The sequence below is a fragment of the Mesorhizobium sp. M3A.F.Ca.ET.175.01.1.1 genome (genome assembly GCF_004791945.1).
Lineage (GTDB): Bacteria > Pseudomonadota > Alphaproteobacteria > Rhizobiales > Rhizobiaceae > Mesorhizobium.
Map to the genome: position 1 here is coordinate 51,904 of NZ_SRTP01000005.1, position 25,805 is coordinate 77,708.

Annotated in this window: 24 protein-coding genes; 4 read left to right on the forward strand and 20 right to left on the reverse strand. The window is 63.1% G+C overall.

The features are described 5' to 3' along the window. Positions 1-5: 5 nt before the first annotated feature. The 6 genes from EN818_RS14000 to EN818_RS14025 all read right to left on the reverse strand — a co-directional run bounded on the left by EN818_RS14000 (position 6) and on the right by EN818_RS14025 (position 10,712). Entirely contained in the window at positions 6-1,556 is a 1,551-nt protein-coding gene (locus EN818_RS14000) for a SpoVR family protein (protein ID WP_095808666.1), read from the reverse strand. Between the two features lie 10 nt (positions 1,557-1,566). Beyond that, positions 1,567-2,877 (reverse strand): YeaH/YhbH family protein, encoded by a 1,311-nt coding sequence (locus EN818_RS14005; protein ID WP_095808588.1) that lies wholly within the window; start codon positions 2,875-2,877, stop codon positions 1,567-1,569. Between the two features lie 20 nt (positions 2,878-2,897). After that, positions 2,898-4,847 carry a PrkA family serine protein kinase gene (locus EN818_RS14010; protein ID WP_095808589.1) on the reverse strand — a complete coding sequence of 650 codons (1,950 nt, stop codon included), beginning with the start codon at positions 4,845-4,847 and terminating at the stop codon, positions 2,898-2,900. Between the two features lie 822 nt (positions 4,848-5,669). Further along, positions 5,670-6,056: a response regulator gene (locus EN818_RS14015; RefSeq protein WP_095808590.1), complete on the reverse strand. Its 387-nt coding sequence runs from the start codon at positions 6,054-6,056 to the stop codon at positions 5,670-5,672. Continuing rightward, positions 6,053-9,643 carry a CheR family methyltransferase gene (locus EN818_RS14020; protein ID WP_095808591.1) on the reverse strand — a complete coding sequence of 1,197 codons (3,591 nt, stop codon included), beginning with the start codon at positions 9,641-9,643 and terminating at the stop codon, positions 6,053-6,055. The genes EN818_RS14015 and EN818_RS14020 overlap by 4 nt, the downstream gene beginning before the upstream one ends. After that, a complete protein-coding gene (locus tag EN818_RS14025) occupies positions 9,597-10,712 on the reverse strand; it encodes a chemotaxis protein CheB (protein ID WP_095808667.1) in 1,116 nt (371 codons plus the stop codon). The genes EN818_RS14020 and EN818_RS14025 overlap by 47 nt, the downstream gene beginning before the upstream one ends. Positions 10,713-10,975: 263 nt before the next feature. On the opposite strand from EN818_RS14025, the gene EN818_RS14030 reads away from it, so the two are divergent. Next, positions 10,976-11,407 (forward strand): hypothetical protein, encoded by a 432-nt coding sequence (locus EN818_RS14030; protein ID WP_095808592.1) that lies wholly within the window; start codon positions 10,976-10,978, stop codon positions 11,405-11,407. Positions 11,408-11,451: 44 nt separating this feature from the next. Here the strand turns inward: EN818_RS14030 and EN818_RS14035 are convergent, their stop codons facing one another. From EN818_RS14035 to EN818_RS14040, 3 genes are all read right to left on the reverse strand, one after another. Beyond that, the gene (locus tag EN818_RS14035) at positions 11,452-12,006 is read right to left on the reverse strand and encodes a response regulator (protein ID WP_245420589.1); all 555 of its coding nucleotides are present in this window, start codon (positions 12,004-12,006) and stop codon (positions 11,452-11,454) included. 543 nt (positions 12,007-12,549) lie between these two features. Next, on the reverse strand, positions 12,550-12,687 hold the full coding sequence (locus tag EN818_RS32690) for a hypothetical protein (protein ID WP_165350011.1): 138 nt from the start codon (positions 12,685-12,687) through the stop codon (positions 12,550-12,552). Between the two features lie 55 nt (positions 12,688-12,742). Next, on the reverse strand, positions 12,743-12,946 hold the full coding sequence (locus EN818_RS14040; RefSeq protein WP_095808596.1) for a DUF2934 domain-containing protein: 204 nt from the start codon (positions 12,944-12,946) through the stop codon (positions 12,743-12,745). Positions 12,947-13,101: 155 nt separating this feature from the next. Here EN818_RS14040 and EN818_RS14045 point away from each other — a divergent pair, with 155 nt between their 5' ends. Further along, the gene (locus EN818_RS14045) at positions 13,102-13,416 is read left to right on the forward strand and encodes a hypothetical protein (RefSeq protein WP_095808597.1); all 315 of its coding nucleotides are present in this window, start codon (positions 13,102-13,104) and stop codon (positions 13,414-13,416) included. A gap of 116 nt (positions 13,417-13,532) precedes the next feature. Here the strand turns inward: EN818_RS14045 and EN818_RS14050 are convergent, their stop codons facing one another. The 3 genes from EN818_RS14050 to EN818_RS14060 all read right to left on the reverse strand — a co-directional run bounded on the left by EN818_RS14050 (position 13,533) and on the right by EN818_RS14060 (position 16,336). After that, the gene (locus EN818_RS14050) at positions 13,533-13,820 is read right to left on the reverse strand and encodes a hypothetical protein (protein ID WP_095808598.1); all 288 of its coding nucleotides are present in this window, start codon (positions 13,818-13,820) and stop codon (positions 13,533-13,535) included. A 226-nt stretch (positions 13,821-14,046) separates the two neighbouring features. Continuing rightward, on the reverse strand, positions 14,047-14,250 hold the full coding sequence (locus tag EN818_RS14055; protein WP_095808599.1) for a hypothetical protein: 204 nt from the start codon (positions 14,248-14,250) through the stop codon (positions 14,047-14,049). A 94-nt stretch (positions 14,251-14,344) separates the two neighbouring features. After that, positions 14,345-16,336 carry a protein-L-isoaspartate(D-aspartate) O-methyltransferase gene (locus EN818_RS14060; RefSeq protein WP_095808600.1) on the reverse strand — a complete coding sequence of 664 codons (1,992 nt, stop codon included), beginning with the start codon at positions 16,334-16,336 and terminating at the stop codon, positions 14,345-14,347. A 375-nt stretch (positions 16,337-16,711) separates the two neighbouring features. On the opposite strand from EN818_RS14060, the gene EN818_RS14065 reads away from it, so the two are divergent. Then, positions 16,712-16,975: a hypothetical protein gene (locus EN818_RS14065; RefSeq protein ID WP_095808668.1), complete on the forward strand. Its 264-nt coding sequence runs from the start codon at positions 16,712-16,714 to the stop codon at positions 16,973-16,975. Positions 16,976-17,114: 139 nt separating this feature from the next. On the opposite strand, the gene EN818_RS14070 is transcribed toward EN818_RS14065, so the two are convergent. The 8 genes from EN818_RS14070 to EN818_RS14105 form a co-directional block, all read right to left on the reverse strand. After that, complete coding sequence (locus tag EN818_RS14070; protein WP_245420591.1) at positions 17,115-17,327, reverse strand: hypothetical protein; 213 nt, start codon at positions 17,325-17,327, stop codon at positions 17,115-17,117. 60 nt (positions 17,328-17,387) lie between these two features. After that, the gene (locus EN818_RS14075) at positions 17,388-17,987 is read right to left on the reverse strand and encodes a hypothetical protein (protein WP_095808602.1); all 600 of its coding nucleotides are present in this window, start codon (positions 17,985-17,987) and stop codon (positions 17,388-17,390) included. Between the two features lie 21 nt (positions 17,988-18,008). Further along, a complete protein-coding gene (locus EN818_RS14080) occupies positions 18,009-18,734 on the reverse strand; it encodes a DUF4142 domain-containing protein (RefSeq protein WP_095808603.1) in 726 nt (241 codons plus the stop codon). Positions 18,735-19,041: 307 nt separating this feature from the next. After that, a complete protein-coding gene (locus EN818_RS14085; RefSeq protein ID WP_095808604.1) occupies positions 19,042-19,296 on the reverse strand; it encodes a DUF982 domain-containing protein in 255 nt (84 codons plus the stop codon). A 190-nt stretch (positions 19,297-19,486) separates the two neighbouring features. Further along, the gene (locus tag EN818_RS14090) at positions 19,487-20,590 is read right to left on the reverse strand and encodes an alcohol dehydrogenase family protein (protein ID WP_095808669.1); all 1,104 of its coding nucleotides are present in this window, start codon (positions 20,588-20,590) and stop codon (positions 19,487-19,489) included. A gap of 52 nt (positions 20,591-20,642) precedes the next feature. Continuing rightward, positions 20,643-22,022: an aspartate aminotransferase family protein gene (locus tag EN818_RS14095; RefSeq protein ID WP_095808605.1), complete on the reverse strand. Its 1,380-nt coding sequence runs from the start codon at positions 22,020-22,022 to the stop codon at positions 20,643-20,645. A gap of 30 nt (positions 22,023-22,052) precedes the next feature. Further along, a complete protein-coding gene (locus EN818_RS14100) occupies positions 22,053-23,546 on the reverse strand; it encodes an NAD-dependent succinate-semialdehyde dehydrogenase (protein WP_095808670.1) in 1,494 nt (497 codons plus the stop codon). Between the two features lie 183 nt (positions 23,547-23,729). Further along, entirely contained in the window at positions 23,730-24,212 is a 483-nt protein-coding gene (locus tag EN818_RS14105; protein ID WP_095808671.1) for an Lrp/AsnC family transcriptional regulator, read from the reverse strand. Between the two features lie 83 nt (positions 24,213-24,295). Here EN818_RS14105 and EN818_RS14110 point away from each other — a divergent pair, with 83 nt between their 5' ends. Continuing rightward, complete coding sequence (locus EN818_RS14110) at positions 24,296-25,681, forward strand: PLP-dependent aminotransferase family protein (protein ID WP_095808606.1); 1,386 nt, start codon at positions 24,296-24,298, stop codon at positions 25,679-25,681. Positions 25,682-25,805 lie beyond the last annotated feature (124 nt).

Below are 25,805 nucleotides of genomic sequence, written 5' to 3' on the forward strand. Positions count from 1 at the left end.
GCCGGTCATTCGCCGGCCTGGCTGCTGGAGCGTTCGTAAAGAGCGGCGCCTGTCTGGGCGTCTATGCCTTCGAGGCTCACCTCGTAACCCCAGAGATTGCGGATATGGCGCAGCGTCGCGTCGCGGCTGCGGCCCTCCAGAACGATACCGTCATGGACCTTGTGCTGCAGGCGAAGATGACGGTCGCCGAGCAGGTCCACGTCCACGACCTGGATGTCCATGCTGTTTGCGCCGATGTCGTAGCTGCGGGCAAGGGCGCTGCGGACCGCTTCATAGCCCCGCTCATTGTGGATCGAGGCGACTTCGTAGAAAGGCTCGTTCGCCGCGTCCGCAAGAACGAACATCCGCCATTTGCGGATCAAGGCCGGGCTGAGAAACTGGCGGATGAAGGACTCGTCGCGATGGTTGGCCCAGGCGTCGAGCAAGGTGTCGCGCCAGTTGCCATTGCCGGCGAAGTCGGGAAACCAGTCGCGATCCTCCTCGGTGGGGTTCGTCGAAATGCGCTGGATGTCCTGCATCATGTCGAGGCCCAGCGCGTAGGGATTGATGCCGGAATAGCGCCGGTCGTCGAAGCCCGGCTGAAACACCACGTTCGAATGGTTGCTCAGGATTTCGAGCATGGCGCCCTCGCTGATGCGGCCACGATCGAAAAGGGCGTTCATGAGCGTGTAATGCACGAAGGTCGCGCAGCCTTCGTTCATCACCTGCGTCTGCCGCTGTGGATAAAAATATTGCGCTATGACGCGGACAATCCTGAGGATTTCGCGCTGCCACGGCTCCAGGATGAGGCTGTTCTTCTCAAGGAAGTAGAGCAGGTTCTCCTCCGGAAGGTGGAGCGACTTCTTCCGCTCGGCGATCGCGTCGTCTGTCTCGGCAGCCTTCTTGCCGTCCTTCGACTGGGGCAGGGTCCGCCAGAGATCATTGTAGGAGCGCTCCTCGTACTCCAACCGCTCGCGCAGTCCCTCGCGCTGCGTTTCGGAGGACAGTTTCGGCGGCCGCCGATATCTGAAAACGCCTTGTCCCATCAGGGCGTGCGCGGCATCGAGAACGGCCTCCACCGCGGCCAGGCCCTGCTTTTCCTCGCACCGGGCTATATAGCCCTTGGCAAAGTCCAGATAGCTCAGGATGGCGCCGGCATCGGTCCATTGCCGGAAGAGATAGTTGTTCTTGAAGAAGTGATTGTGGCCGAGCGCCGCGTGGGCCGTCACCAGGGCCTGCAGGGCCATGGTGTTTTCCTCCATCAGGTAGACGATGCAGGGGTCGGAGTTGATGACCAGCTCATAGGCGAGGCCGCGACCGCCCTTGCGGTACAGCAATTCCTGGTAGAGGAAATGCTTGCCGAACGACCAGTGGCGGTACATCAGCGGCATACCGGTGGACGAATAGGCATCGAGCATCTGCTCGGACGAGATGATCTCCATCTGCACCGGATAGATGTCGAGGCCGAGCTCTTCGATGCCGAGCGCCTCGATAGCGTCGTAAGCCCGCGACAAGGTCTGGAAATTCCAGTCGGATCCGGAAAACAGCAAACCGGAACTGGGAGCGAGCCTTGGCATCCGTGCTCCTTCAGCCGCCTCCACGCTGCGGCTTCTCCTTAGTGAAGAGCTGTCGAAAGACCGGGTAGATGTCGGAGGCCTTGGCGATCCGCGTCATCTGGAAGTTCGGCCAGCCTTTCTTGACCTCCTGATAGGCGTGCCAAAGCGATGTTCCGTTCTCGGTCGAGCCGAAGATGTGCGTCTCTCGCTCATCGATGATTTCGACATAGGCGAAATACTGGCACAAGCGCATGAGTTCACCATCGAGGAGCGCAATGCAGCGATCGGAATCGGTGGGGAAATTGTCGCCGTCGGACGCCTGGGCAGCATAGATGTTCCAGTCGCGACTGGGATAGCGCTTCCTGATGATGCGGTGCATCTCCTCCAACGCGGTGGAAACGACGGTGCCGCCGCTTTGCGTGCTGTAGAAGAATGTGTCCTCATCGACTTCCTGAGCCTCATGCGTATGGCGGATGAAGACGATTTCGGTGCGGTCGTAGCGCCGTTTCAAAAAAAGGTGCAGCAGCACGAAGAAGCGCTTGGCAAGATCCTTCTCGCGTTCGCCCATCGAACCCGAAACATCCATCAGGCAGAACATCACGGCGTTGGCGTTCGGCTGCGGCTGCGCGTCGAAGCGGTTGAAGCGAATATCGACCGGATCGACATAGGCGATCACCCTGCGGCGGCGCTTGAGACGATCGAGTTCCTCCTGCAACGCCACGATGCGTTGACGCGCCGCGGGATCGGGTGGGCCCGATTGGAGCGCTGCCAACTCCAGGGTTATCGCATCGAGCGCCTCCTGCTTGGGACGCTTCAGCGCTATGCGACGGCCATGGCTGTTGCGCATCGTGCGAGCAATGTTGATGTTGGTAGGCGAGCCGGTCGCAGCGAATCCGGCGCGCCGCGGCCGGTAGGCGACGATCTCCTTGAGATTGAGCTTGACCATGTCGGGAAGCTCGAGATCCTCGAAGAAGAGGTCCAGCACCTCCTCGCGGCTGAGGACGAAGCGGAAGTCGTCTTCCGATTCCTTCATCGACGGCGAGGATCCAACATTGCCGCCTTCACCCGGCTTCGGCATCCGATCGCCGGGAGCGAACTGCTTGTTGCCCGGCAGGACATGACGGCGCGTGCCGCTGTCCCTTGCGTCGGTGAATTGTGGCTCGCTGGTTCCGTTTGCCGGCATCGAAACGGCATGCTCGCCATCCACATCGGCGATTTTGCCGGCCCGGATCCGTTCGCGGATTGTCTGCTTCAGCTCCGCGCGGGCACGGCGCAGGAAGCGCTGGCGATTGCCGAGGCTCTTGTCCTTCGGGTTCAGTCGGCGGTCGATGAAGATGGTCATCGGAACTTCCGGGGTTGGTTTCAGCCCGCCTTGTTCACGCGCATATACCAATCCACCAGCCGGCGGACCTGACGCTTAGTATAGCCGCGTTCGACCATCCTTTGCACGAATTCGGTGTGCCTCTTCTCAGTCACGCTGTCCTGCTTCGAGCCGAAGCTGATCACCGGTAGCAGATCCTCGACCTGCCCGAACATCCGCTTCTCGATGACTTCCCGCAGCTTTTCATAGCTCGTCCAAGAGGGGTTGCGGCCGTGGTTCCTGGCGCGGGCGCGCAGGGTGAACTTCACGACCTCGTTGCGGAAGTCCTTGGGGTTGGCGATGCCGGCCGGCTTTTCGATCTGCGACAGTTCGTTGTCGAGGACCTCGCGGTTCAGAATCTGGCCGGTGTCGGGATCCTTGTAGTCCTGATCCTCGATCCAGGCGTCGGCATAGGCGATATAGCGGTCGAACAGGTTCTGGCCGTATTCGCTGTAGGATTCGAGGTAGGCTTTCTGGATCTCGTGGCCGATGAACTCGGCGTAGCGAGCGGCAAGCTCTGTCTTGATGAAATCGAGATAGGCGGTTTCTGTTTCCTTCGGGAATTGCTCGCGCTTGATCGCCGCTTCCAGAATGTACATCAGATGCACAGGATCGGCGGCCACTTCCTTGGTGTCGAAGTTGAAGGTCTGCGACAGGATCTTGAAGGCGAAGCGCGTGCTCACCCCGGTCATGCCTTCGTCGACACCCGCGGCATCGCGATATTCCTGAATGGATTTTGCCTTCGGGTCGCTCTCCTTCAGGTTTTCCCCGTTATAAACCCGCATCTTCGTATAGAGCGGCGAATTGTCGTGCTCGGCCAGGCGCGTCGACACGGTGAACCGGCTGAGCAGGTCGAGAACCTCCGGCGCGCACGGGGCTTCGGCCAGTTCGCTCTCGCGCAGCAGCTTCTCGTAGATCTGTCTTTCTTCGGTGACGCGCAGGCAATAGGGCACCTTGACGACCAGGATGCGGTCGAGGAATGCCTCGTTGTTCTTGTTGCTCTTGAATTGCAGCCATTCCGATTCGTTGGAGTGCGCAACGATGATGCCCTGGTAGGGGAAGGCGCCGAAATTCTCCGTGCCGTTGTAGTTGCCCTCCTGGGTGGCCGTCAGCAAAGGATGGAGAACCTTGATGGGCGCCTTGAACATCTCGACGAATTCGAGAAGTCCTTGCGTCGTCCGGTTCAACCCGCCGCTGTAGGAATAAGCATCGGGATCGGACTGGCTGAAATTTTCGAGCTGTCGGATGTCCACCTTGCCGACCAGCGACGAAACGTCCTGGTTGTTCTCGTCGCCTGGCTCGGTCTTGGCGATGCAGATCTGGCGCAGGCGCGAAGGCATCAGCTTGACCACGCTGAACTTGGAGATGTCGCCCGACAGTTCGTCCAGCCGCTTCGACGCCCAGGGGGAGATCAGGCCGTTGAGCCGCCGCCGGGCGATGCCATACTTGTCCTCGAGAAGGTCACCCATGCGGTCAGGATGGAAAAGGCCGAGCGGCGATTCGAAAACCGGGCTGATCCTGTCGCCAATTTTCAAAGTATAGATGGGCCGCTCTTCCATCAGCTTCTTGAGACGCTCGGCAAGGGAGGACTTGCCGCCGCCGACGGGCCCGAGCAGGTAGAGGATCTGCTTGCGTTCCTCGAGCCCTTGCGATGCATAGCGGAAATAGCCGGCGATGCGCTCGATCGTGTCTTCCATTCCGTAGAAGTCGGCGAAAGACGGATAAATCTTGATCGTCCTGTTGGCGAATATCCGGCCAAGCCGTTCGTCGCCGCTGGTATCGAAGAAAGTCGGCTCGCCGATCGCGGTCACCATGCGCTCGGCCGCAGAGGCGTACATCGATTTGTCCTCGCGGCAGGCTAGGAGATATTGCTGGAGGCTCATCTCCTCCTGTGCTGCGTTGGAGTAGATCTCCGAGAATAAGTCGAAGATGTCGCTTTTTTTCTCAATCATGGCAGCCTCGCAAGGGGGGCGGGTCGAGGGGTAGCCGCACCCAGCATTTCAACTGTCGGAAGGTCATTGTGGTTCCTTCACAGGCACGAGATTACGCTCATAAGAGCAGGCGGCAATACTGAAGACGATGGATGGTTATCACCTTCGGCCCTTTGCGCCCCTCCGAGGCTCAGGCTGGGAACGCCACCACTGGGCGTCATGTCGTGCTCCAACTGGCGATTTGCGCAGCCGGAGCTGTTCTCATCTCTGCGAGCCAAGGCATGACAGCGCCGCGGCCGCGAATTGCGCACGGGAAGGGCTGGGACGATCGCCGCCGGGGCACCTGGACGATTTTCGCTTCCATCCTCGAGAGAGCCAGCCCGTACCGTTCCATTTGATGGAACCGGGCCGATGGCGGTCCGGTTAAGCCGGCAGGAACAGTTGAAGCTGAGGAGGCCGGTATGAGGGCGCCCTTGGCACAAGACGAGTATCTGATCGCCTCCGACGTGGCGAATGGCTTAGCGGCAAGAGGATTCGAAGTTGCCTGCGCCGGCTCCGAACGGGCAGCAGGAAGCTGGTTGGACGACAACCGACCCGATGTGGCCATCATAGATATCCAACTGCTCGATGGACAACGCGGGATCGCTGCCAGCCGCCTCAAGGACCTTGGCGTGCCCTTCATCGTGCATTCAGGCTACGATCCTGCGTTCCAGGCCAGGTGTTCCGCGGCGCGCCATACTTTTCGAAGCCCGCGGCAATCGAGGATATCGTCGAGATGGCAAGCCGGATGGTCGAGGATCGCGGCGCCTCGTAGCCGCACGAAAGATCTGAGCAAGGGCGATCTCAGCCAGGGGCGGCGCTTTTGCGGAACCGCGCCACCGCGTCGATCAACACTTTGTGGTCGACCGGTTTCGAGAGCCTCGGCGCGTCCCGGAACTGATCGGGAAAGACAGTCACGCTGTCATAGCCGGTGAGGAAGAGAAACGGGACGCCGCAGGCGGAGAGATGCTCGGCGAGCGGGAAGCTGCGTTCGCCACGCAGATTGACGTCGAGGACCGCTCCATCGAGGGTGACGCCCTCGATCTTCTCGAACGCCTGTTTGTTAGTGGGCGCCGGACCGATCACGGCGCATCCTGCCGCGGCCAGCTGATCGGCGAGATCGCGCGCGAGCAGGAAAGTGTCCTCGACGACGAGGACCTTAAGGCCGGTCAGAAGCGCGTCCGTATTCATTCCTTGCCGGGCAGCGAAGGACCTGCATTCGTGGACAACGGTATTTCCAGATCGCATTCCAATCCGGAAGGTTCGAACCGCAGGTCCACCTTGCCACCCAATTCATACTCCAAACTTTGCTGGATGAAGCTTGTTCCGAAATTCCGCCGCGGCGGCTCCTTGACACGCGGTCCGCCGATTTCCTTCCAGCGGATCGACAACTTCCCGGGTTTATCGGCATTCCAGGTGACTTCGACGCGGCCGCTCTCGGTGGACAGCGCGCCGTATTTGGCGGCGTTGCTGGCCAGCTCGAAGAAGACCATGCCGAGCGTCGCAGCGGCGCTTGCGCTCAGATGCAACGGTTTGCCCTGGATTATTATGTTCTGCCGCTCCTTGCTGCCGTATGGGGTAAGTGTCCCCCTGAGCAACTGCTCGAGGTCGGCATCGCCCCAATTGTAAGACGACAGCACCTCGTGCGTTCGTGCCATGGCGTGCAACCGCTCCTGGAACGAGGTCGAGAAATCGCCGATCGAGGTCGAAGAGCGGATCATGCGCGACGTCAGCGCCGTGATCGTGGCCAGGATGTTCTTCACGCGATGCTGCAACTCGTGCAACAGCCTCTCCTGGCTGCGCTCCGCCTCCTTGTGGTTCGAGATGTCGACCAGCGCCGCGATCGCGCCGCGAACCCTGCCGGACTCATCGAACAGCGGGTTGGCCGACATCATCACGTCGAGGCTGCTGCCGTCCTGCCGCGCGATCCGCGCCTCATAGCTGGGGACAGCCTTGCCCGTCCGCATCGCCTTCTGCAAAGGCTGGTCGTCGGGTTTCAACGCGGAGCCGTTGATCATCAGCGGCAGTTCGGCCGGCACGGTCGTCAGTTTGCCGTCCGTGGCTCGCCGGCCGGCGAGTTCCACCGCATAGCGGTTGCCGCGGATCGCCTCGCCATCGCCGTCCTCGGCGATGAAGATGCCCACCGGCACCAGGTCCAGCAGCGTTTCCAGGCTGTCGAGGCGGTTGCGCAGGTCATGAGTGAGCGCGCCGATCTTTTCCTCCGCCCGCGCGATCTGGGTGACGTCGACGAAGGTGACGACGACGCCGGCGATGACGTTGTCGACCGTTCGGTACGGCAGCACGCGCATGATGTAGCGCCTGCCGCTCTCTGCGCCTTCGATCTGCCGCTCGATCGTGCCGAGGCGGCGCAGCACCTGCTCCATGTCGGTCTGAAGTCCGTCGGCGGGAAAGCGGGGTCGGACATGCGCGAGCGGCCGGCCGACATCGCTTTCGACCAGCCGGAACAGGTCGCGCGCCGTCGGCGTGAAGCTTTTGATGCAGAGGTCGCGATCGAGGAACACGGTCGCGATCTGCGTGCTTTCGAGCAGGTTCGCCATGTCGTTGTTGGCGCGGCTGAGCTCGTCGACGCGGATGTTGAGCTCGGCATTGACGGTCTGGAGCTCCTCGTTGATCGACTGCAGCTCTTCCTTGGAGGTTTCCAGTTCCTCGTTGGACGATTGCAACTCCTCGTTGATGGAGGACAACTCCTCGTTCGAGGACTTCAGCTCCTCGTTGGAGGATTCAAGCTCCTCCGTCGTGATCTGCAGCCGCTCCCGGGTTTCCCTCAGCTCCTTTTCGAGCTGGTTGACATTGGCGCTTTCGACATCGTCGGTGGTGTGGACGGGCTCGTCATCGGCCTCAGGCTTGATGCCGCCGACATCCCTGAAGACCAACATGTACAGAGGGTCCGCCGAGCCGTCGGAGGGCAGCGGCTGCACGGCCAGGCTGATCGTCTGGCGTCCGCCGTTGGTGCCGATGTTGATCTTGTTCTGGACCGCCACCTGCCCGGTGCTGACGGTCTTGTGAAGCGCTGCCCGCAAATCCATGCGCAGGCCGCGCCTCGCCATGGAAAAGACGTTGTGATCGGGTGCGCCGGCGGCAAGCTCGAGATATTTGCCCGTGCCGCCGGAGCTGTGCACCAACTCGCCGCCGGCATTGATCACCACGTAGGCCGGCGAGTAGCGCTCGACCAGCAGGCGTTCGGCAATTTCCTGCAAGGTTCCGGTCGTCGTCCGCTGGCGAGCATGCGGGGCGGCCTGCCTGGTCGCGGCCGCGAGCGGGAATTCCGGCAACCGCTGCGTGGCGACCCCGCCGCGCTTCTGGAAGATGCGGCTCGTCTTGTCGACGGTCGAGAACAGGCGCGCGTGACGGGTGACGTTCTCTGACGAGCCGAGGAAGAGATAGCCGTTGTTGCGCAACGCATAGTGGAAGATCGGGACGATCTTTTCCTGCAGTTCCGGGCCCATATAGATCAAGAGGTTCCGGCAGGCGATCAGGTCGAGCTTGGAAAAGGGCGGATCGCGCAACAGATTGTGCGCCGAGAACAGGCACACCTCCCGCAACTCGGCGGCGACGCGGTAGGTGCCGTCCTCGCGCGAGAAGAACTCCTTGAGGCGCTTCGGCGTGACATCGGTCGCAATCGTTGCCGGGTAGCGGCCGGCTCGGGCCACTTCCAGCGCCCGCTCATCGATATCGGTGGCGAATATCTGCAGGCTGGGCGAGGCGGCACCCCGGGGCGCGTTCTCCTTGAGCAGCATGGCAATCGAATAGGCTTCCTCGCCTGTCGCGCAGCCAGGCACCCATACCCGGATCGTCTCGTCCGGCTTGCGGTTCTCGAACAACTGGGGAATGACCATGCGTTCGAGCACGTCGAAGGCCTGCGGGTCGCGGAAGAAGCTGGTCACGCCGATGAGCAGGTCCTGGAACAAAAGATCGACCTGCTGCGGCTCGTCGCGCAGCCGCTCGTAGAAGACGGTGGGATCATCGATCTGCAGCACCTGCATGCGCCGCTGGATGCGCCTCAAGATGGTGTTGTCCTTGTAGCCGCTGAAGTCGTGGCCGGTGCGCACGCGAAGCAGTGCCGCGATGCGCGAAAGCTGTTCGGCCACGTCGCGCTTGCGGCGGTCGCGCTCGCTTTCGGTGCGCTTGGCGTGGCTGAAATAGCCGACCAGTTTCGCGGCCATTTCTTCCGCGGGAAGCACCATGTCGATCATGCCGCTCTGCACGGCGCTGCGCATCATGCCGTCATATTCTGCGCTTTCCTGCGCAAGCGTCAGCCCGCCGCGCTCCTTGATCGCCCTGAGCCCGATGGTGCCGTCGCTGCCCGTCCCGGACAGGATGACCCCGGCGGCATTCTCCGACTGCTCCTGAGCCAGCGAGGTGAAAAAATCGTCGATCGGCGTCCGTTTGGCCCGCGTCGCAGCCATCTTGGCCACGTGAAAACGGCGGTTCGCGATCGTGACAGAGGCGCCCGGCGGAATAACGTAGATATTGTCCGGCTCGATCGGGACACCCTCGGCCGCGGTCTGCGTTTCGATCGCGGTGCAGCGCTGGATGATGCTGGCAAGCACACTCTCGTGCTCGGCATCGAGATGCTGGATGACCACATAGGCAAAGCCGCTATCGGCCGGCACTTCCGGAAAGAATTTCTGCAGCGCGCCGATGCCGCCTGCCGACGCGCCAATGCCGATGATGGGGAAGACCGCGGGCTCTAGCGCCGGCTCGCGGGAACTAGTCCGTGGCTTCGTTGCCGTTGCCTTCCTCGCCGACTGCGCCATCGTCTGGTACCTGTACCCGCCTGCTTTCGAGGATGCGCTCGATCACGGCTGCATCCGCCTCATATTCCCTGGCCCGCTGGCCGAACTCTCTCGCGAGCGCGGATCGATCCCGTGTCCGCTCCCGCTCGGCCATGCGCCGGGCAAACGCGGCCCGCTGCTGATGTGCCCGCAGCAGACTCCACAAGATCTCGTCCGCCTCGATCGCCTGCGCCTCCATCACCGCGTCGGCCGTGAAGGCATGCCCGGTATGGCACCGATAGCGGAGCATGTCACCGTCTTCGATCTCCCACAGCGGTCCGTGGCATTCGGGACATGTAAACACCGACAGTTCGCCAAGTCGATCTTCATCTTTCATGGTCGAGTGCTCCTGTGCGGCGATTGCCGCTTCCAGCCTCACACCCGGCGGGGCGGCAAAGGTTTCGCCGGCTGGTTCGGACGCCAGTTGTCCCAGCAGACCGCCGAGCTCCGCCGCCGGCAGGCAGTGGTCGATCTCGGCATAGTGCAGCGCATTTTCCACCATGGCCGGCACGAGAGCGTCCTTCGGGTGCTGGACCACGGCGAGGCCGCCCACGGCCTTGATGGCCCTCAGACCAGCCGTGCCGTCGGAAAGCGCGCCCGAAAGCAGCACACCGACGACGCTTGCGCCGTGGCTGAGCGCTGCCGAACGAAACAGCGGGTCTATCGCCGGCCTGGCGAGGTTCTCGCGCGGCCCGCGCCGCAGCATCATGTGATCGCCATGGAGCAGCAGGTGAAAACCTGGTGGCGCCACGTAAATATTGCCGGTCTGGGCGGTCGCGCCATTCTTGGCCACCGAGGCCTTCAACGCTCCCGCCCGATCGAGGATTTCCGGCAGGTAGCTGACCTGGCCGATATGGACCACGACGAAAACCGCTGCCGGCAGATCCGGCGGCAAGTCGCTGACGATCCGCTTCAGCGGCTCGATCCCGCCGGCGGAGGCGCCGATGACGATGGTGTGATGCCCGCGAGAAGCGCGGCGAAGAGACCGCTCGGATCCAGCGGCCGGCTTGCGACGATGGTCGGAGGCAGGCTGCGGCCGCGGTCTGTTCATGTTTTCCTGCAACATCACGCCCAGTTCAGATTGAGGGCAGCTTTCCGTTAACGACGGGGGTCAGGGGATGTTCCGTGGTCAATTTCGATGGGGCGCGCGGAACATTGGAATTGGCTGCCAGTTTGGTGTCGCTGCAAGCGCCGCTGCTTGGCGCCTGCTGAGATCGGTGGGCAACACTGATCGGCCCGCGCCCTTGCACACCTCGGACGCGGGCTCCCAAGGTCGGTCACAGCCGGTCAGACGACGATGAACAGGAGCCAGTCATGAAGCACCAGACGCTCGACCAATTGCAAGCTGTCGCGGAGGTCAATCCGCTTGCGCCGGCGCTGCTCGAAACAAGAAACCAGCGGTTGGAGCGGTGGGCGCAGCTGCTCGACCAGAACCCGCTGCGGTGCCTTTCGGCGCTCACCGGTACCGAGCATCTCTATCCCTCAGTCCGACAGGAAGCGCGGGCACCGGGATCGCCGATCACCGTGGCGTTCGACGATCCGCTGCTGCGCGCCTCCGGTCTGGCTTCGGACACGTATGGCGAGGCGAGACGCTTCTTCGAGCTCTCCGATTGGGAATTGCATGAAGTCGTCTGCAGCTGCCACGCCGGCTCCACCATGCGCGCGAGCTGGGCTGCGGCGCGGGTTCGCAGGATCATGGGGGGCAATCGGCTCTTAGCCTGGCTGAGGAGTCGGTTCGTGCATTGAAAGACGCTCGCCTGACGACCTGCGGCGGTTCGGCTGCCCAGGCGTCAGTGCAGCAGGCTTGCTCCGCGCGCTCGCGCCAACCTGCGCATGATTGCGTTCAACCAGTCGGCGATGGTCGATCCCTCCGGCCGGCTGTCGATTTCGTCGAGGGCTTGTTGAAGCGTGTGCTCGACAAGCCGATCGGAGGCATTGACGTCGCCGAGCAAAAGACGCGCCGTAAGCCGTAATTTGGGCAGCAGCGAGAACACGTCGTCGTCTGGCCGGTCGGTCGCAGGCCGGGACTGGTCTGGGGGGAAAAGGGCATCCGCCACAGTGACGCCGCTGGAGGATTTGCTGAGGCTGCTTGCGAATCTCAGGTGTTCCGGCACAGCGATATCCTCGTAGCCGCTGAAGAAAACGAAAGGCACGTTTCGCCGCATCAATTCATCGGCAATCGGAAACACGCGCCGGCCCTGGAGATCGATGTCGAGTATGGCGGCTTCCGCCGCCTCGGTGTGTCGGGCGGCTTGCTCCACGGTCGCGACGGGGCCGAGTATGACGGCGCCCATGTCGGTGAAAAACTGGGCCAGATCGCTGGCGAGGAGCCACTCGTCCTCCACGATCAGTATGTGAAGCCCTCGCAGATCGCGCACGTTTCATGCTTCCTTGTTAGGGCCCGCCTTGCCGTCAGCACCGGCGTTCCCAGGCCGCTGGCGCAGGGCCTTGGCCAGGCGCCTGGCCAAGTCGAGCATGCGAGGCGGCACATCCTCGCTGAAAATCGGCTGCCGGGACCGTCGATCTTGCGGCACCGGTTTCGTTTCGGGCGGACGCTTGGACATAGCAATCACCAGGGAAGTCGTTCCTAGAACGCGGTGCGGATGGAGTCGTTCCGGCGCGCTATGCTTTTGCCGGTGGGCCAGGCCTTGCGGCGGAACCATTTGTCCGGCCGCTTCGAAACCGGGAAACACCTGCTGTTGCCGCTGGCCTATGCCGCAATGGCAGTGACCGGGACCCTGCCGGTCGACTTGCTGTCGTATCAGAGGCGTTCTTCAGGGGCTTGCGAGCCAACGCTGCCCGCCGCCGCAGACCAGGCTGCAGACCCGGTGAGGCCGCAAGTCGCTGATACTGGAAGGCGTGCTGCAGGCGCTGGCTGACATTTCGCCTCAGCCGTTCTGGTCGATGGCATGGGGCGCCGGCTGCTGAGCCCCGCCGCCTGGGCCTTCCGGTTCCCGCTCCACCCAGGTCCAGACAACGATCAGCACGATGATCAGGATGGCAATCAAAGCAATGATACGTGGCACTCGAAGTCTCTCCATTGACGCCCAGGCCAGACGATTCTGCCTGGCTGCGCAGGGCTCAACCTCCCGGTCGGTTGGTGTTTGGATCGGAGCCTGCGCCCACTGTCGGGTCGGGCGCTACCGGCCCGCGTTCGGCCTCGGAGCCCTCCGCCTCGATTTCCTGCACCGCTTGATCCCAATGTTCCTGCTGCCGCCCTTCCGGCCGGCCCTCCCGCTCCCAGATCTCATGAGCGCGGCGTCTGATGCGTTCTTCCCGGTCCATGCTTACCTCCGGGGCGCCGGATCTGGCGCGCGCAGCCTAATCGGATGCGAGGTGGTTTGTTCCATGGCCGCGAAAGCCGGAGGTAACCAGGCCGCACCCTATGGGAACGCTCCCCCCGCAGCCGTGTTATCCAACAGGCCAACCGGAGATCAGCCATGAACGAGCGTGAGAACCGCCGCGAGACCGGCGCCAGGAAATACCCGGCCAATACCGATCCAGATCCGTCCGATCAATTTTCGCAAGCCGCGGCCAACAACGAAAAGCCGCACGATGCTATCGGTCTCACACGCAAGCGTGGCGAGGTGGAAGACAAGACCCACCAATCCGATGGCCAGAACCCTCCAGGCTCTGCAACGCCCCGCGCGGCGACGCAAAAGAGCTTTGGGGCCGGCCGCTCGAGTGGGCAACACTCCAAGGACGCGAAAGCCTCAAAGAGTGGACGCCAACCCGGCGATTACGCGAAGGACTGAACCAAAGAGCGGCGTGCGGACATTGCTGGCTGGGCCTTTCTGAGCGACACGTGTGGAAAGCCCGCCTGGCAGGCGGGCTTTGCTCAATGGCGCAAGGGGGGAATTGTGCGTCGCTGCTACTTGTTGCAGTTCTGCATATCCGAGGTCGTGTTGCCGGTCGCGGTGTTGTTGTCGACGTCGTTGCCCGCCGCGTCCTTGCAGCGATCGTTCATGCCATTGGATCCGGTCGAGTTTGTGCTGTTGGTGGTGTTCGGATCAGTCGTGACGGCACCGCCGTTGGTGCCTGTCACCGTGCCGGTGCCGGTGCCGTTGTTGTCGGTTCCGGTGCCGGAGCCGCTGGTTTGCGCCATGGCCGACGTGGCCAAACCAACAGCAAGAATAGATGCCGATACAAGTTTGATCATGGGAAATCTCCTCATTTATCGCCTGATTGCGATATGAGAACAACACCGGTCTATTGCCCCTGTTCCGCAGGATAGAATTCGTGATCAAGGCATGGACGAAGTCTTTATCTCGCCTGCATTGAGACTTTGTTCATCGCTTGATGAATTGTTCTATGTTCATCAAGTAGGTGACCGATGCAGGTTGGATGTGCTCAAACTTAAGCGCTACACTCACGGTCCTTCGGCTTCATTTGTTCGTTCGCAATTTCTGCCGCGGATCGATCCCGCCGGCGGCGGTGGTGTCGTTCTCGACATCGCCTTCGATCGTATTCTCGCCCCGCTCCAACTCGTCACCTTCCTTGAAAGTGCCTTTGGACGTGCCGATGCCAGGATCGCTGCCGATGTCGGCATCGCTGGGCTTTCTCGATTTCGTGTGTCGGTTTCCGCTCATAGCCTTTCCTCACTGCTTTGGTCTCCCAACAGCGAGACGCGCCCGATGTTCCAGCCACGGAAAAAGTCGATCAGCGGCTGTCCGGCTTGCGGCCCTAGAGTCCGAACGGGTAGGTTTCCGGCAGCCCGCTCGCCGCGTGCTCTGGCCCGAGAGGCGTCACTGCGCGGGTCTCGTCGAACCAGACGAACGCGTCGAATTGGCGGGCCAGCGAGGCGTCGGCATAGTGGCTGTGCAATTCGCTTTCCGGCCGATAGATCACGCCGATGAATCGCTCGAGCCGACGCTCGGTCAGTCGATCGAAAAGGCTCACGTCGCGTCCGAGATCGAGCAGGAAACGCGGGACGGCGGCGTCGTGGCAAAGCCGCTCGTAGCTGTCGTCCCGGGACGGGCGTACCGACATCACATCCATGTCGCCATCCCAATCCTTCGCGGCGGCGACAGTCCCGGTATGCGTCCCGAAGCCGATCAGCGCGGCGGCGCTGCCGAAGCGTTCGCGGCAAAGCTGGCCGATGTTCACTTCGTCGCGCGAAATGCCCATTTCGGTGTAGCGCGCATCGCCAATGTGGGAATTGTGCGCCCATACCACGGCTTTCGCCTCCGGCCCATGCGCTTCCAGGATGTGTTCCAGGGTCTCGAACATATGCGTGTCGCGCAGATTCCAGGATTGCGAACCGCCATAATACATGGCGCGATAGTAACGCTCGGCGGAAGCGACGAGCCGCGCGTTCTGTGCGGCGTCGAACAGCTCGGCGCCATCCATGCCGGCATCGTCGAGTTGTCTCGCCAGCATATCCCGGCATTGCTGCAGCACCGCCTCTTCGCATTGACGGTAGCCTCTGGTGAGCGCTGCGCGGCCATAGGTCGAAGGTTCCGTCTGCCACGGGGTCAAGCAGCCATAACGCTCCCGCGCGATCCTTGCCGCCTCGGGGTCGACGCGATCGAGATAGTCGAGGACGGCGGCGATGGAGCCGCTCATGTTGTAGATGTCAAGCCCGTAGAAACCTGCCTGGCGCGTCGGGGTCCCGACCGTTTCGTTGTGCCCGCGCAGCCAGGCCACGAAGGCCGCGACGTCGGTGTTGCGCCACATCCAAGTCGGGAACCGCTGGAAGGGCCGGCCGGCGGTTGGCGAAGGCGGCCGGTGGCGCACATAGCGGTCGACCGCCGCTGCGTCCGGCCAATCGGCCTCGGCGGCCACGATGGTGAAGCCGTGCTTCTCGATCAGCCTGCTGGTGATCGCCGCGCGAGCCCGGTAGAATTCCGAGGTGCCGTGGCTGGCTTCACCGAGCAGGACGATCCTGCGTTCGGCGAAGCGGTCGAACGGCTCCGCAAAGGCAGGATCGTCGAAGTCCGGCAGCGGTTCGGCCGCCGCGGCGATCATCTCGGGCAGGCTGCGGGTTCGCGGATGCGGGGCAACCCGGCTGGCGCCTTTTACGCGGTCCTCCCGCCAGCCTTGCTCGCCGATCAGAGGAACAAAGCGTACCGCGCCGAAATCCTCCTCGCTGTAGGTGGAGGCGCCTGTGCGGGTGACCTTGAGCAGGCGCTGCTCGTAGGGGTCGTCGCCGACGGGGATGACCAGCCTGCCGCCGACGTCGAGCTGCTGCTGCAGCGCCAGCGGCGCCCCCGGCCCGCTGGCGGCAACGATGATGGCATCGAAAGGGGCAGCCTCGGGCCAGCCCTTGGTGCCATCGCCGGTCCGCACTTCGATGTTGCGGTAGCCAAGTTTCTGGAAGCGCTGCGTGGCGGATTCGGCAAGACCGGCGTGGCGTTCGATCGTGTAGACGTGGTCGACAATCCGGCTCATCACGGCGGCCGCGTAGCCGGATCCTGTGCCGACTTCGAGAACCTGATCGCCGGGACCGACTGCTGCCATCTCCAGCATGAAGGCGACGATGTAAGGTTGTGATATCGTTTGCCCGTTGGCGATCGGCAACGGGCCATCCTCGTAGGCGAATTCCTCGAAACCTGGGTCGACGAAGGCCTCGCGTGGAACCTCCCGCATTGCCTGCAGGATCTCGCGGTCGTGAATGCCACGACGGCTGAGATGGATATCGACCATTCGACGGCGTTCGCGGGTGAGATCGAGCATGTGGGTCTCCTCGGCCGCGCGGTAGGGCGAAAATCCGCCGGCGCGCTGTATTCGCTGGCCTGCATCATCGCCTTGGATACTTGCTGAACCAGCAGACGCGCGGTTGGTTCCTTGCCGCAGTTTTTCCCGGAACTTTCCGACCGCAGTTCAGTTCGGTAGCAGATCGCTTTTCCCTCCAGCGATCCGGGGTCCCATCCGAGCCCCGCCGTGGGCCCGTTGCCAATCATGGCGACGGGCCCTTGTCACCCATGCTGTCCCAGCACTGTTCGTGTGTGATTTGGATCGAGCCGGTCTTCGAGAAAGCCGACGCATACGGGAACGATCGAGCCTGGGTGCGGGTTCTTCTTGGCGTATCAACGGGCCATGGAGACCACGATGAGCGAGGCTATGAAGACCACAAATCACGAGGTGATCCGGGCGTGGATCGAAGCGCGCGGAGGCAGGCCCGCCGTTCTCAGCACATCAGGAAAAGGCGCGATCCTGCGGGTCGATTTCGGCGAAGCGGAAGAGGCTCTGCAGCCGATAGAATGGGACGACTTCTTCCGGATACTCGACGACAACAACCTTGCCTTCCTGCATCAGGACATGACTGCAGACGGCGCCACCAGCCGTTTCAACGAATTTGTCGAGCGCGAATGACGAGACCGTCAGTGAACCGCGCGCTGAAACGGATTCAAGCTGCCTTCTTAAGTCCTTGTCTGCACATCTCCTTTCAGCGTTGCACGGTTTCAGCGCCCTACGTTTGGCGTCACCGCGAACGGGTTCGTCCAGGACCCGCTTACTGGGCACCCGGCATCTTGCTGGCATCCTGGGGGTTCTTCTTCACGCCGGCCGCCGGAGACGTATCCTGCGGCGCATTCCCGCCCTGGTTCTGTTCCGGCGCCCGCTTCACGGGCGCCGTGGGCCAGCTCGTGCCGACATACACGAAGGCCCAGTAACAGATCAGCACAACCGCCGCAGTCAGTATCAGCGGCAACAGCACTCGTCTCATGCCGGGTTCCTTCCTGGCTCGTCGAGGGAGCCGGCCGACCATGTCAGCCGGCAACGAAGGTCATGCACGGCGCCGACGCGCTGCCTCGCGCTCGATTTCTTCGGCGGAATAGGTGCCGGCCGCAGGATCGAAGACGGCCCATCCGCCTGCTTCGTACTCGCCGCGACGTTCGGCGACGTCCACCGCATTGGGACTGTGAAGTATCTCCTGGGCTTTGGAAGCAAGCTCCTCGTCGACGCGCGCAGTCACCAGCGCGCCGCCACGGCGGACACCCTCGGCATAGACATGGGCATCGTCCTCGCGCACGCCGGCGTCGGTCAGGCCGCCGATGATGCCGCCGGCTGCTCCGCCAACGACCGCGCCGGCGACCGCACCGGCGGCGGTCGCCGCCAGCCAGCCAGCCGCAACCACCGGGCCGAGCCCGGGGATAGCCATGGCGCCGAGACCGGTCATCAAGCCACCGGCGCCGCCGACGACGGCGCCGATGCCGGCGCCGCCGGCCGCGTCTTCGGCGGCCGAGGAGGGTGCATCCTTGTACCAGCCGGCGGAGTTGTTCGCGACGATGCTGATGTTGGACGCCGGCACGCCCATGGACTCCAATTCGCCTACGGCGTCGGAGGCATCGTCATAGTCGTCGAATAGCGCGGTGATCGTTTGCATCTGGTTGACTCCCTTCGTGGTCTACTGCTGGCCGGCAAAGACGTTGCCTTGATAGTCGAGCGCAACGGCGATGCTCTTGCCGTCCTTCCTGGCCTGACCGCGCCAGACGCCCTGGTCATCCTTGGCGAGCGCAGAGACATCGCTGTAGCCGGCGTCCTGGATGCGGTTCCTGGCCTGGGTCTCGGTGAAGCTGTTGGCCCCGGGGACCGGGGCGGCGGGTTTCGGTGTCGACGCTGACTTGACGGCCGGCATGCCTGCGGCGGCGGCGATCCTCTCGATCATGTCCTGGTGCATCCTGAGCGTCGGCAGGGTTTCGGCGGCGAAGGCCTTCAGGCTCGAATTGTCACCGTCCCTGGCATAGAATTCGAAGAGACTGACCGCGTCGGCGTGGGCCTTGCGCTGCATCGCGACATAGGGCTGGTCCACGCCCTCGTTGCTGTTCCGCAGCTTTTCCAAGTCGCTCTTGTGCGCCGCGTCGGGCTCGGCCGGCACCTTCAGCTTCTGCTCGCCGGCGATCCTTTGCAGCTTCTCGTTTGCCGCCCCGTGGTCGGCGATCATCTTCTTGGCGAAATCCTTGACCTGCTGGTCCTTCGCCTTGTCTTGCGCGATCTTGCTCGAATCCACTTCGAACATGCCGCCGTTAGCGGCCTTGTCGACGAAGCTCTGCGCGTCATCGGCCGCGAAAGCGGGAAAGGCAAACGCCACCGCAACGATCGCCAACGGGGCGAGGATTCTAGGCGTGGTCATGGTCCCAAGCTCCTTTGCTTTACGGGTGGAGCCGAACAATCGTGCTTCGGCTTTGTTCCCAGCCAAACGCGGCGGTGCAATCTCATGAGCGCGTGGATCGTCCCCCGCTCGTCAGCTCGGGAATTCCGGTGCGGTGGCTGAGGGATGGGCTGCGACGTTCAAGCGCTCGAGAGCAGCTTCCCCGGCGGCCAAAGGGATGTGTCGCAGCATCTAAGGCGCGCCGCTCAGAAGTGTGCAGGCGTTCTGAGACAACGACATGCATCAAGACAAAAACTAAAGCGCGCTGCACACTTCTGGGCGACAGCATCTAGCCTGGATCGCGCAGCAGGATTCTTGCATCCTTGGCTGCAGTAACGAAAGCCTGCCGTGCTATCCGTGGTGGTTTCTGATCGCGCAGCACGGCGAGGCAGGCCTCGAGCGCACGCCGTCTCATCGGGGAATGCGGCCTCGGCCACTCGTGCAGCAGCACGTCAGCCGCATCGAACACCGAAGCAACCACGCGATCGCGATCGATGCGCCCTGGCTGCACCACCACTGGTTTTCGGAACCGTTTCGACCGCATGTCGCTGATCCGTCAAGCTTTGCCAGAGAGGACGCCGACAAAAGACGGTTCGCAACAACGTATGTTAGGGCCTTGCGAGCGCCGCGGGTGCAATGTTGGATCGCTGCCGGTCGGTCGAGCCGGAGCATGGCCCGACCTGCGGATCCTGTGTCACGAACGAGACAAGCAGGTCGGGCTATGGAGCCGCTGGCTAGGGCTGTACGTTCCACATTGAATCGGGCACGACCACCAGCTTGCCGACGAAGTCCTTGCCCATGAAATCCGTCTGGGCGCGGTGGAAATCCCAGAGCTTGTAGACGCCGCCGACCAGAGGCCGGATCTTCTTTTCCTCGATGTAGCGCACGATGCGGCGGAAATCCGCCCGCGTGCCCTGGCTCGAACCGTGCAATTGCAACTGCTTCAGATACATGGTGCGGAGATCGAGCTGCACCACCGGCCCGGCGATGGCGCCGGCCGTCGTGTAGCGGCCTTCCGGCCGCAGGATGCGCAGCAGGTCGTTGAAGACGGCGCCCCCGACAAGATCGGCGACCACGTCGATCGGTTTGCCACCCGTCGCCTGGTTGACCGCTGCAGGCAAGTCGGCCACGCCGCGTGTGATCACCTTCTCGGCGCCGATGTCCAGCACCGCCTGCTCCTTGCCCTTGCCGGCGACCGCATATGGAATGGCGCCCCGCGCTCGCGCCAGTTGCACGATGCCGGAACCGACGCCACCCGATGCCCCGGTGACCAGCACACGCTCGCCGGCCTTCAAGCCCGCGCGCTCCAGCATCTGCTCGCCGGTGAGATAGGCGCAGCAGAAGGTGGCGAGTTCGACATCGCTCAGCTCGGTGTCGACGACATGCGCATTCTCTGCCGGCAGGGTCTGGTATTCGGCATAACCGCCGTCGCGGCCGTGACCCATATAGTCGATGTCGGCAAGCGAATCGTCGTCGCGGTTGTAGATGGAGAAGTCGACCATGACGCGCTCGCCGATGCGAGCGGCAGGCACGCCGTCGCCGACGGCGACGACAATGCCCACGGTGTCGGCGCCTTGGATGCGCGGGAAGGTCAACGTGTTGCCCTGCCGGCGCCAGCTCGAGACGGCCCCCGCGTCCTCTTCCGTGCCGTAGGCGCCCTGGCGCACCCAGACATCGGTGTTGTTCATGCCGCAGGCGCTGACCTTGATCAGCACTTCGCCGGCAGCGGGCGAGGGCACCTTCACGTCGGTGCGGTAGACGAGCTTCTCCAAGCCGCCATGGCCCGTGAGCAGCATGGCGGCCATTGTTGCTGGTACGGTTCCGGTCATGGCATTCACGTCGCTCTGTCCCTTTTCTTTCACGCAGTTCCGGACGCAAAACCGTTTCGCTTCAGATGCCGGCCAATACGCTGTTTACCGCGTCGGCGGTCTTGGCCACGATCGTGTCAGCCTCCTCGCGCGTCAGGCAGAGCGGCGGCGCGAAGCCGAGGATGTCGCCCTGCGGCATGGCGCGGCCGATGACGCCGCTTGCGGCGAGCGCCGTGGCGATCTGCGGCCCCACCTTCAGCGCCGGATCGAAGAAGACGCGGTTGTCGCGATCCTTCACGAATTCGACTGCGGCCATCATGCCGTCGCCGCGCACCTCGCCGACATTTCTGTGGCTGCCAACGGCCTTGGCAAGCTCGGCGCGGAAATAGGCGCCGGTGTCGCCGGCGTTCCTGACCAGATCCATCTCATCGATCAGCTCGAGATTGGCAACGCCTGCGGCAACGCAGATCGGATGCGCCGAATAGGTCCAGCCATGGCCGAGCGAACCCAGTCTGTCGGAACCCTTGACCAGCACTTGCCAGACCTTGTCGGAGACGATGACCCCGGACAGCGGAGCATAGGCCGAGGTGAGGCCCTTGGCGATGGTGATCAGATCGGGCTTGATGCCGTAGTGGTCGGAGCCGAACATGGTGCCGAGACGTCCGAATCCGGTCACCACCTCGTCGGCTACCAGCAGCACGTCGTATTTCTTCAACACGGCCTGGATCTTTTCCCAATAGCCGGCCGGCGGCGGCACGATGCCGCCGGTGCCGAGGATCGGCTCGCCGATGAAGGCGGCGATCGTGTCCGGGCCTTCGGCGAGGATCATCTCCTCCAGCTTGTCGGCGCAATATTGCGAGAACTGCTCCTCGCTCTGCGAGCGGTCGGCACGGCGGAAATAATAGGGCGCCTCCGTGTGCATGATCGGTGCGCGCGGCAGGTCGAAAGCGTTGTGGAACAGCTCCAGCCCGGTCAGCGAGCCCGTCATCACGCCGGAGCCATGATAACCGCGCCAGCGCGAGATGATCTTCTTCTTCTCAGGCCGGCCGAGAACGTTGTTGTAGTACCAGATCAGCTTGATGTTGGTCTCGTTGGCGTCGGACCCGGAAAGACCGAAATAGACCCTCGACATGCCCTTCGGCGCGCGGTCGACGATCATCTTGGCGAGCGTGATCGAGGCCTCGGTGCCGTGCCCGACATAGGCATGATAGTAGGCGAGGTTCTTCGCTTGGCTAGCGATGGCATCGGCGATCTTCTGGCGGCCATAGCCGACATTGACGCAATAGAGGCCGGCAAAGGCGTCGATGCTCTTCTTGCCGGTGTTGTCCCAGATGGTGACGCCTTCGCCGCCGGCCATGACGCGAGCCGCCGATTCGCCGCGCGCATGGGTGCCCATATGCGTCGAGGGATGGAAGAAGTGGTCGCGGTCCCAGGCTGACAGTTCGTTGGATTGTTCGAGCATTTTTGAGACTCCTGAAATTCCGGGGGTGGCTTAGGCGACATCCAGGCAAAGGTATTTGAGGTCGGTGAAGGCTTCCAGGCCGTGGCGCGAGCCTTCGCGGCCGATGCCGGACTGCTTGACGCCGCCGAACGGGATCGGCGCGCCGGTGATCTTGACCCGGTTGATTGCAACCATGCCGTAGTCCAGCGCACGGCCCAGGCGCGCCTGCCGCGCGCCGTTTTCGGTCACGACATAGGCGACGAGGCCATATTCGGTGGCATTGGCGCGGGCAACGACCTCCGCCTCATCCTCGAATGGCGTCACAGCGGCGACCGGACCAAAGGTTTCCTCCCGCATGATCAGCGCTTCGTCCGGCACATCGACCAGCAGCGTCGGCTGATAGAACAGCGGCCCGGCCGCATGGCGCTTGCCGCCGGCCAGGCAACGCGCGCCATGGGCGAGGGCATCGGCGACCTGCTCTTCCACCTTTTTGACTGCGCGCTCATGCATCAGCGGTCCGATATCGGTCTCGCCGGACAGCCCGTTGCCGGTGCGGAGCTGCTCGATGCGACGGGCGAAAGCGGCGCAGAACCGGCCATAGATTCCCCGCTGCACATAGATGCGGTTGGCAGCAAGGCAATCCTGGCCGGAGGTGGCGAATTTGGCGTCGAGGGCGATCGTCACGGCCTTGTCGATGTCGGCATCGTCGAAGACGATCAGCGGCGCGTGGCCACCGAGCTCCATGACCAGCCGCTTCATCGTCGGCGCGCTCTGGGCGGCGATCAGCCGGCCGACTTCGGTCGAGCCGGTGAAGCTCATGGCGCGAACCCTGGCATCAGCGCACATCGTAGCGACAATCGTGCGGGCATCGCCGGTGACGACATTGAAGACGCCGGCCGGCAGCCCGGCGCGCTCGCCAAGCTCGGCCAGCGCCAGTGCCGACAGCGGCGTTTCTGAGGATGGATGCGCCACAATCGTGCAGCCGGCGGCGAGCGCCGCTGCCGCCTTGCGGGTGAGCATGGCCGAAGGAAAATTCCACGGCGTGACGACGCCGACAACCCCGAGCGGCTCGCGCCGCACCATCATCTCGGCATTGCGAAGGTGGCTGGTGACGCTTTCGGCGTTGAGGCGTTTTGCCTCCTCGGCATACCACTCGACGAAAGAGGCGGCGTAGTCGATCTCGCCCAGCGATTCCTTCAGCGGCTTGCCTTGTTCGAGCGTCATCAGCAGCGCCAGGTCGTCCTTGGCGGCGACGATCAGCTCGAACCATTTTCTTAGAGTTGCCGAACGCTCCTGCGGCAAGGCCGAGCGCCAGGCCCGCAAGGCCCGGGCAGCAGCGTCGATTGCCTTCGTCGTCTGCTTTGCATCGAGTGCGGCAACGAAGGCCACAGTGGCGCCGGTCGCCGGATCCGTGACCTCAAAACTTTCCGCCGCCTCGCTTGCGGTCCAATGGCCATCGACGTAGGCCAGCGCGCGCAGCAGCCGGCGATCGGCAAGGCGATCGAGCGCTTCATGATGGTTCGTGCGGGCAAAATGCGCGGACATGGACATCTCCCTTGGATGTCCAAGCATCGATCGGGCCGGGCAAAAAAGGAGACTGTTTCAGTGTCCGTCCGTAGAGAGATTGTCTCTATTGGCCCGCGGAAGCAGATGATCTCTCTATAGCTCGACCGGCGGCTGATGACGCCAAACCGTGAAATTGGCCCAGCCTCCGCGACGTCTTATTGCTCACGGCAACAGGTCGGCGACCGGCAGCACGGTTTCATCCTTGACCGTCTTGGTGACGATGTAGGTGAAATAACGATCGATGCCGATCTCGCGTTCGAGCAAGGAATCGACCAGCCGCTGATAGGCGTCGATATCGCGCGCCATGACCTTCAGCACATAGTCGACGCCGCCGCCCACCGACCAGCAGGCGACGATCTCGGGAATGTCGCGTACGGCGCGCTCGAAACGGTCGAAATCGGCCTGGCGGTGATTGGCGAGCGTCACCTCCATCAGCACTGTCGCCACGGGCGCGATGATGCGCATGGCGATCGTTGCGTGGTAACCGGAGACGATGCCGGCTTTCTCCAACTTGCGCAGCCGCATCCAGGCCGGCGTCGGCGACAGCCCGACCTTCTCGGCCAGCGCCAGCTTGGTGATGCGCCCGTCGCGCTGGATGGCGTCCAGGATCCTGAGGTCGATCGGGTCGAGTTTCGCTGCCGCCATGCCGCCTTCGCCTTTTGTCCGGGACACCATGACGATGCATTATTTCGATTGTCAATTGCACTGATTTCGATCTCTAATAAGTCATGACATTATGGCGGCCAGATCCTGCTCTCATCCGTCGGCCGGCCTATCTCTCGCTGGCCGATCAAATTGCGCGCGCGATCCATGACGGGCGGCTTGCCAATGGCGCGCGGCTGCCGACGCATCGGCGCCTTGCCGATGATCTGCAGCTTTCGGTGCAGACGGTCAGCCGCGCCTATGAGGAACTGATCCGGCGTGGGCTGATTTCCGGCGAGGTCGGACGCGGCAGCTTCGTCCAGACGCAGCGCCGCGAGCCGGAGCCGCCCTACATTCCGGAGCGGTTGGGCGAGGTCATCGACCTTTCCATCCTGAAGCCGGTCTGCGAGCCGATGCACTTGGAGAAGCTGAAGCAGGCGCTGGGTTGGCTGGCCGAGAACCTGCCGTCGAGTTCGGCGCTGTCGTTCCGGCCGAACATGGTGTTTCCGCGTCATCGCGCCGTCGCGGTGGAATGGCTGAAGCTCTGCGGCCTTGAAGCCTCGCCGCAGAACATCAGCCTCACCAATGGCGCGACGGCCGGCATGACGGTGGCGCTGATGAGCGTGGCCCCCCCGGGCTCGACGGTTGCCACCGAGGCGATCGGCCACCACACGCTGGTGCCGCTTTCCCGCTATCTCGGCTTCAACCTGGAAGGCCTGCCGATCGACGGCAACGGCTTGATCCCCGAGGCGCTCGACGAGGCGTGCCGGCTCTCCGACATCCGCGCCGTCTTTATCCAGCCGTCGGTGATCAACCCGACGGCGACCTTGATGGACGCCACAAGGCGCGAGCAGATCGCGGCGGTCGCCCGCAAGCACGACATCGCCATCATCGAGAACGATGTGCTTGGGCCTCTGGTCGAAGGGCGGCCGCCGGCCGTCGCTGCTTTCGCGGCGGAACGGACGCTCTACGTCACCTCCTTCACCAAGATCACGGTGCCCGGCCTGCGCATCGGCTATCTCGCCGTGCCGGACCGCTATGTCGCGGCGGTTGCCAACCGGCATCTGGTGTCGAACTGGATGGCGACGCCGATGGTGGCGGAGATCGCGACGCGGTGGGTCAATGACGGCACGGCGATGGAATTGGTGACCTGGCAGCGGGGGGCACTCAGACGGCGCCAGGAGATAGTTGCGGAAATGTTGGCGGGCGTCGACTATCGGTGCCATCGCGACGGGTTGCATCTCTGGCTCGAACTGCCGGGAGACCGCGCCGAGGAGAGTTTTGTCGCACAGGCGCGGCTGCGCGGCGTGGCTATTGCGCCGGGCGCTTCGTTCCGCATCGCCGACACGCCCTGGCAGCCCGCCGTGCGAATCTCGCTGGGTTCCACCACCGAGGGGGAACTGCGCGCGGGCTTGAGCGTTGTCGCCAAGCTTCTGCTTGGCGACCCGGAGCATCTCCTGCTCGCCATTTGATGCACAAGGGAGCGCACATTGCCCTGGAATTGTGCCGCGCTGGAAATATTGTCATGATATTATTTTCCTAATTGACATGATTTGACGCGTTTCGCATCGTTAAGGGCATAGGCTTCTCCAGAAC

Bases quoted from the DNA above. Each gene is read 5' to 3' on its own strand.
- EN818_RS14095 (WP_095808605.1), bottom strand. From the start codon at position 22,022: ATGCTCGAACAATCCAACGAACTGTCAGCCTGGGACCGCGACCACTTC.
- EN818_RS14100 (WP_095808670.1), bottom strand. From the start codon at position 23,546: ATGTCCGCGCATTTTGCCCGCACGAACCATCATGAAGCGCTCGATCGC.
- EN818_RS14085 (WP_095808604.1), bottom strand. From the start codon at position 19,296: ATGCGGTCGAAACGGTTCCGAAAACCAGTGGTGGTGCAGCCAGGGCGC.
- EN818_RS14000 (WP_095808666.1), bottom strand. From the start codon at position 1,556: ATGCCAAGGCTCGCTCCCAGTTCCGGTTTGCTGTTTTCCGGATCCGAC.
- EN818_RS14080 (WP_095808603.1), bottom strand. From the start codon at position 18,734: ATGACCACGCCTAGAATCCTCGCCCCGTTGGCGATCGTTGCGGTGGCG.
- EN818_RS14065 (WP_095808668.1), top strand. From the start codon at position 16,712: ATGAGCGAGGCTATGAAGACCACAAATCACGAGGTGATCCGGGCGTGG.
- EN818_RS14020 (WP_095808591.1), bottom strand. From the start codon at position 9,643: ATGGCGCAGTCGGCGAGGAAGGCAACGGCAACGAAGCCACGGACTAGT.
- EN818_RS14045 (WP_095808597.1), top strand. From the start codon at position 13,102: ATGAACGAGCGTGAGAACCGCCGCGAGACCGGCGCCAGGAAATACCCG.
- EN818_RS14005 (WP_095808588.1), bottom strand. From the start codon at position 2,877: ATGACCATCTTCATCGACCGCCGACTGAACCCGAAGGACAAGAGCCTC.
- EN818_RS14015 (WP_095808590.1), bottom strand. From the start codon at position 6,056: ATGAATACGGACGCGCTTCTGACCGGCCTTAAGGTCCTCGTCGTCGAG.
- EN818_RS14040 (WP_095808596.1), bottom strand. From the start codon at position 12,946: ATGGACCGGGAAGAACGCATCAGACGCCGCGCTCATGAGATCTGGGAG.
- EN818_RS14105 (WP_095808671.1), bottom strand. From the start codon at position 24,212: ATGGCGGCAGCGAAACTCGACCCGATCGACCTCAGGATCCTGGACGCC.
- EN818_RS14110 (WP_095808606.1), top strand. From the start codon at position 24,296: ATGACATTATGGCGGCCAGATCCTGCTCTCATCCGTCGGCCGGCCTAT.
- EN818_RS14070 (WP_245420591.1), bottom strand. From the start codon at position 17,327: ATGAGACGAGTGCTGTTGCCGCTGATACTGACTGCGGCGGTTGTGCTG.
- EN818_RS14060 (WP_095808600.1), bottom strand. From the start codon at position 16,336: ATGCTCGATCTCACCCGCGAACGCCGTCGAATGGTCGATATCCATCTC.
- EN818_RS14030 (WP_095808592.1), top strand. From the start codon at position 10,976: ATGAAGCACCAGACGCTCGACCAATTGCAAGCTGTCGCGGAGGTCAAT.
- EN818_RS14025 (WP_095808667.1), bottom strand. From the start codon at position 10,712: ATGAACAGACCGCGGCCGCAGCCTGCCTCCGACCATCGTCGCAAGCCG.
- EN818_RS14050 (WP_095808598.1), bottom strand. From the start codon at position 13,820: ATGATCAAACTTGTATCGGCATCTATTCTTGCTGTTGGTTTGGCCACG.
- EN818_RS14010 (WP_095808589.1), bottom strand. From the start codon at position 4,847: ATGATTGAGAAAAAAAGCGACATCTTCGACTTATTCTCGGAGATCTAC.
- EN818_RS14075 (WP_095808602.1), bottom strand. From the start codon at position 17,987: ATGCAAACGATCACCGCGCTATTCGACGACTATGACGATGCCTCCGAC.
- EN818_RS14055 (WP_095808599.1), bottom strand. From the start codon at position 14,250: ATGAGCGGAAACCGACACACGAAATCGAGAAAGCCCAGCGATGCCGAC.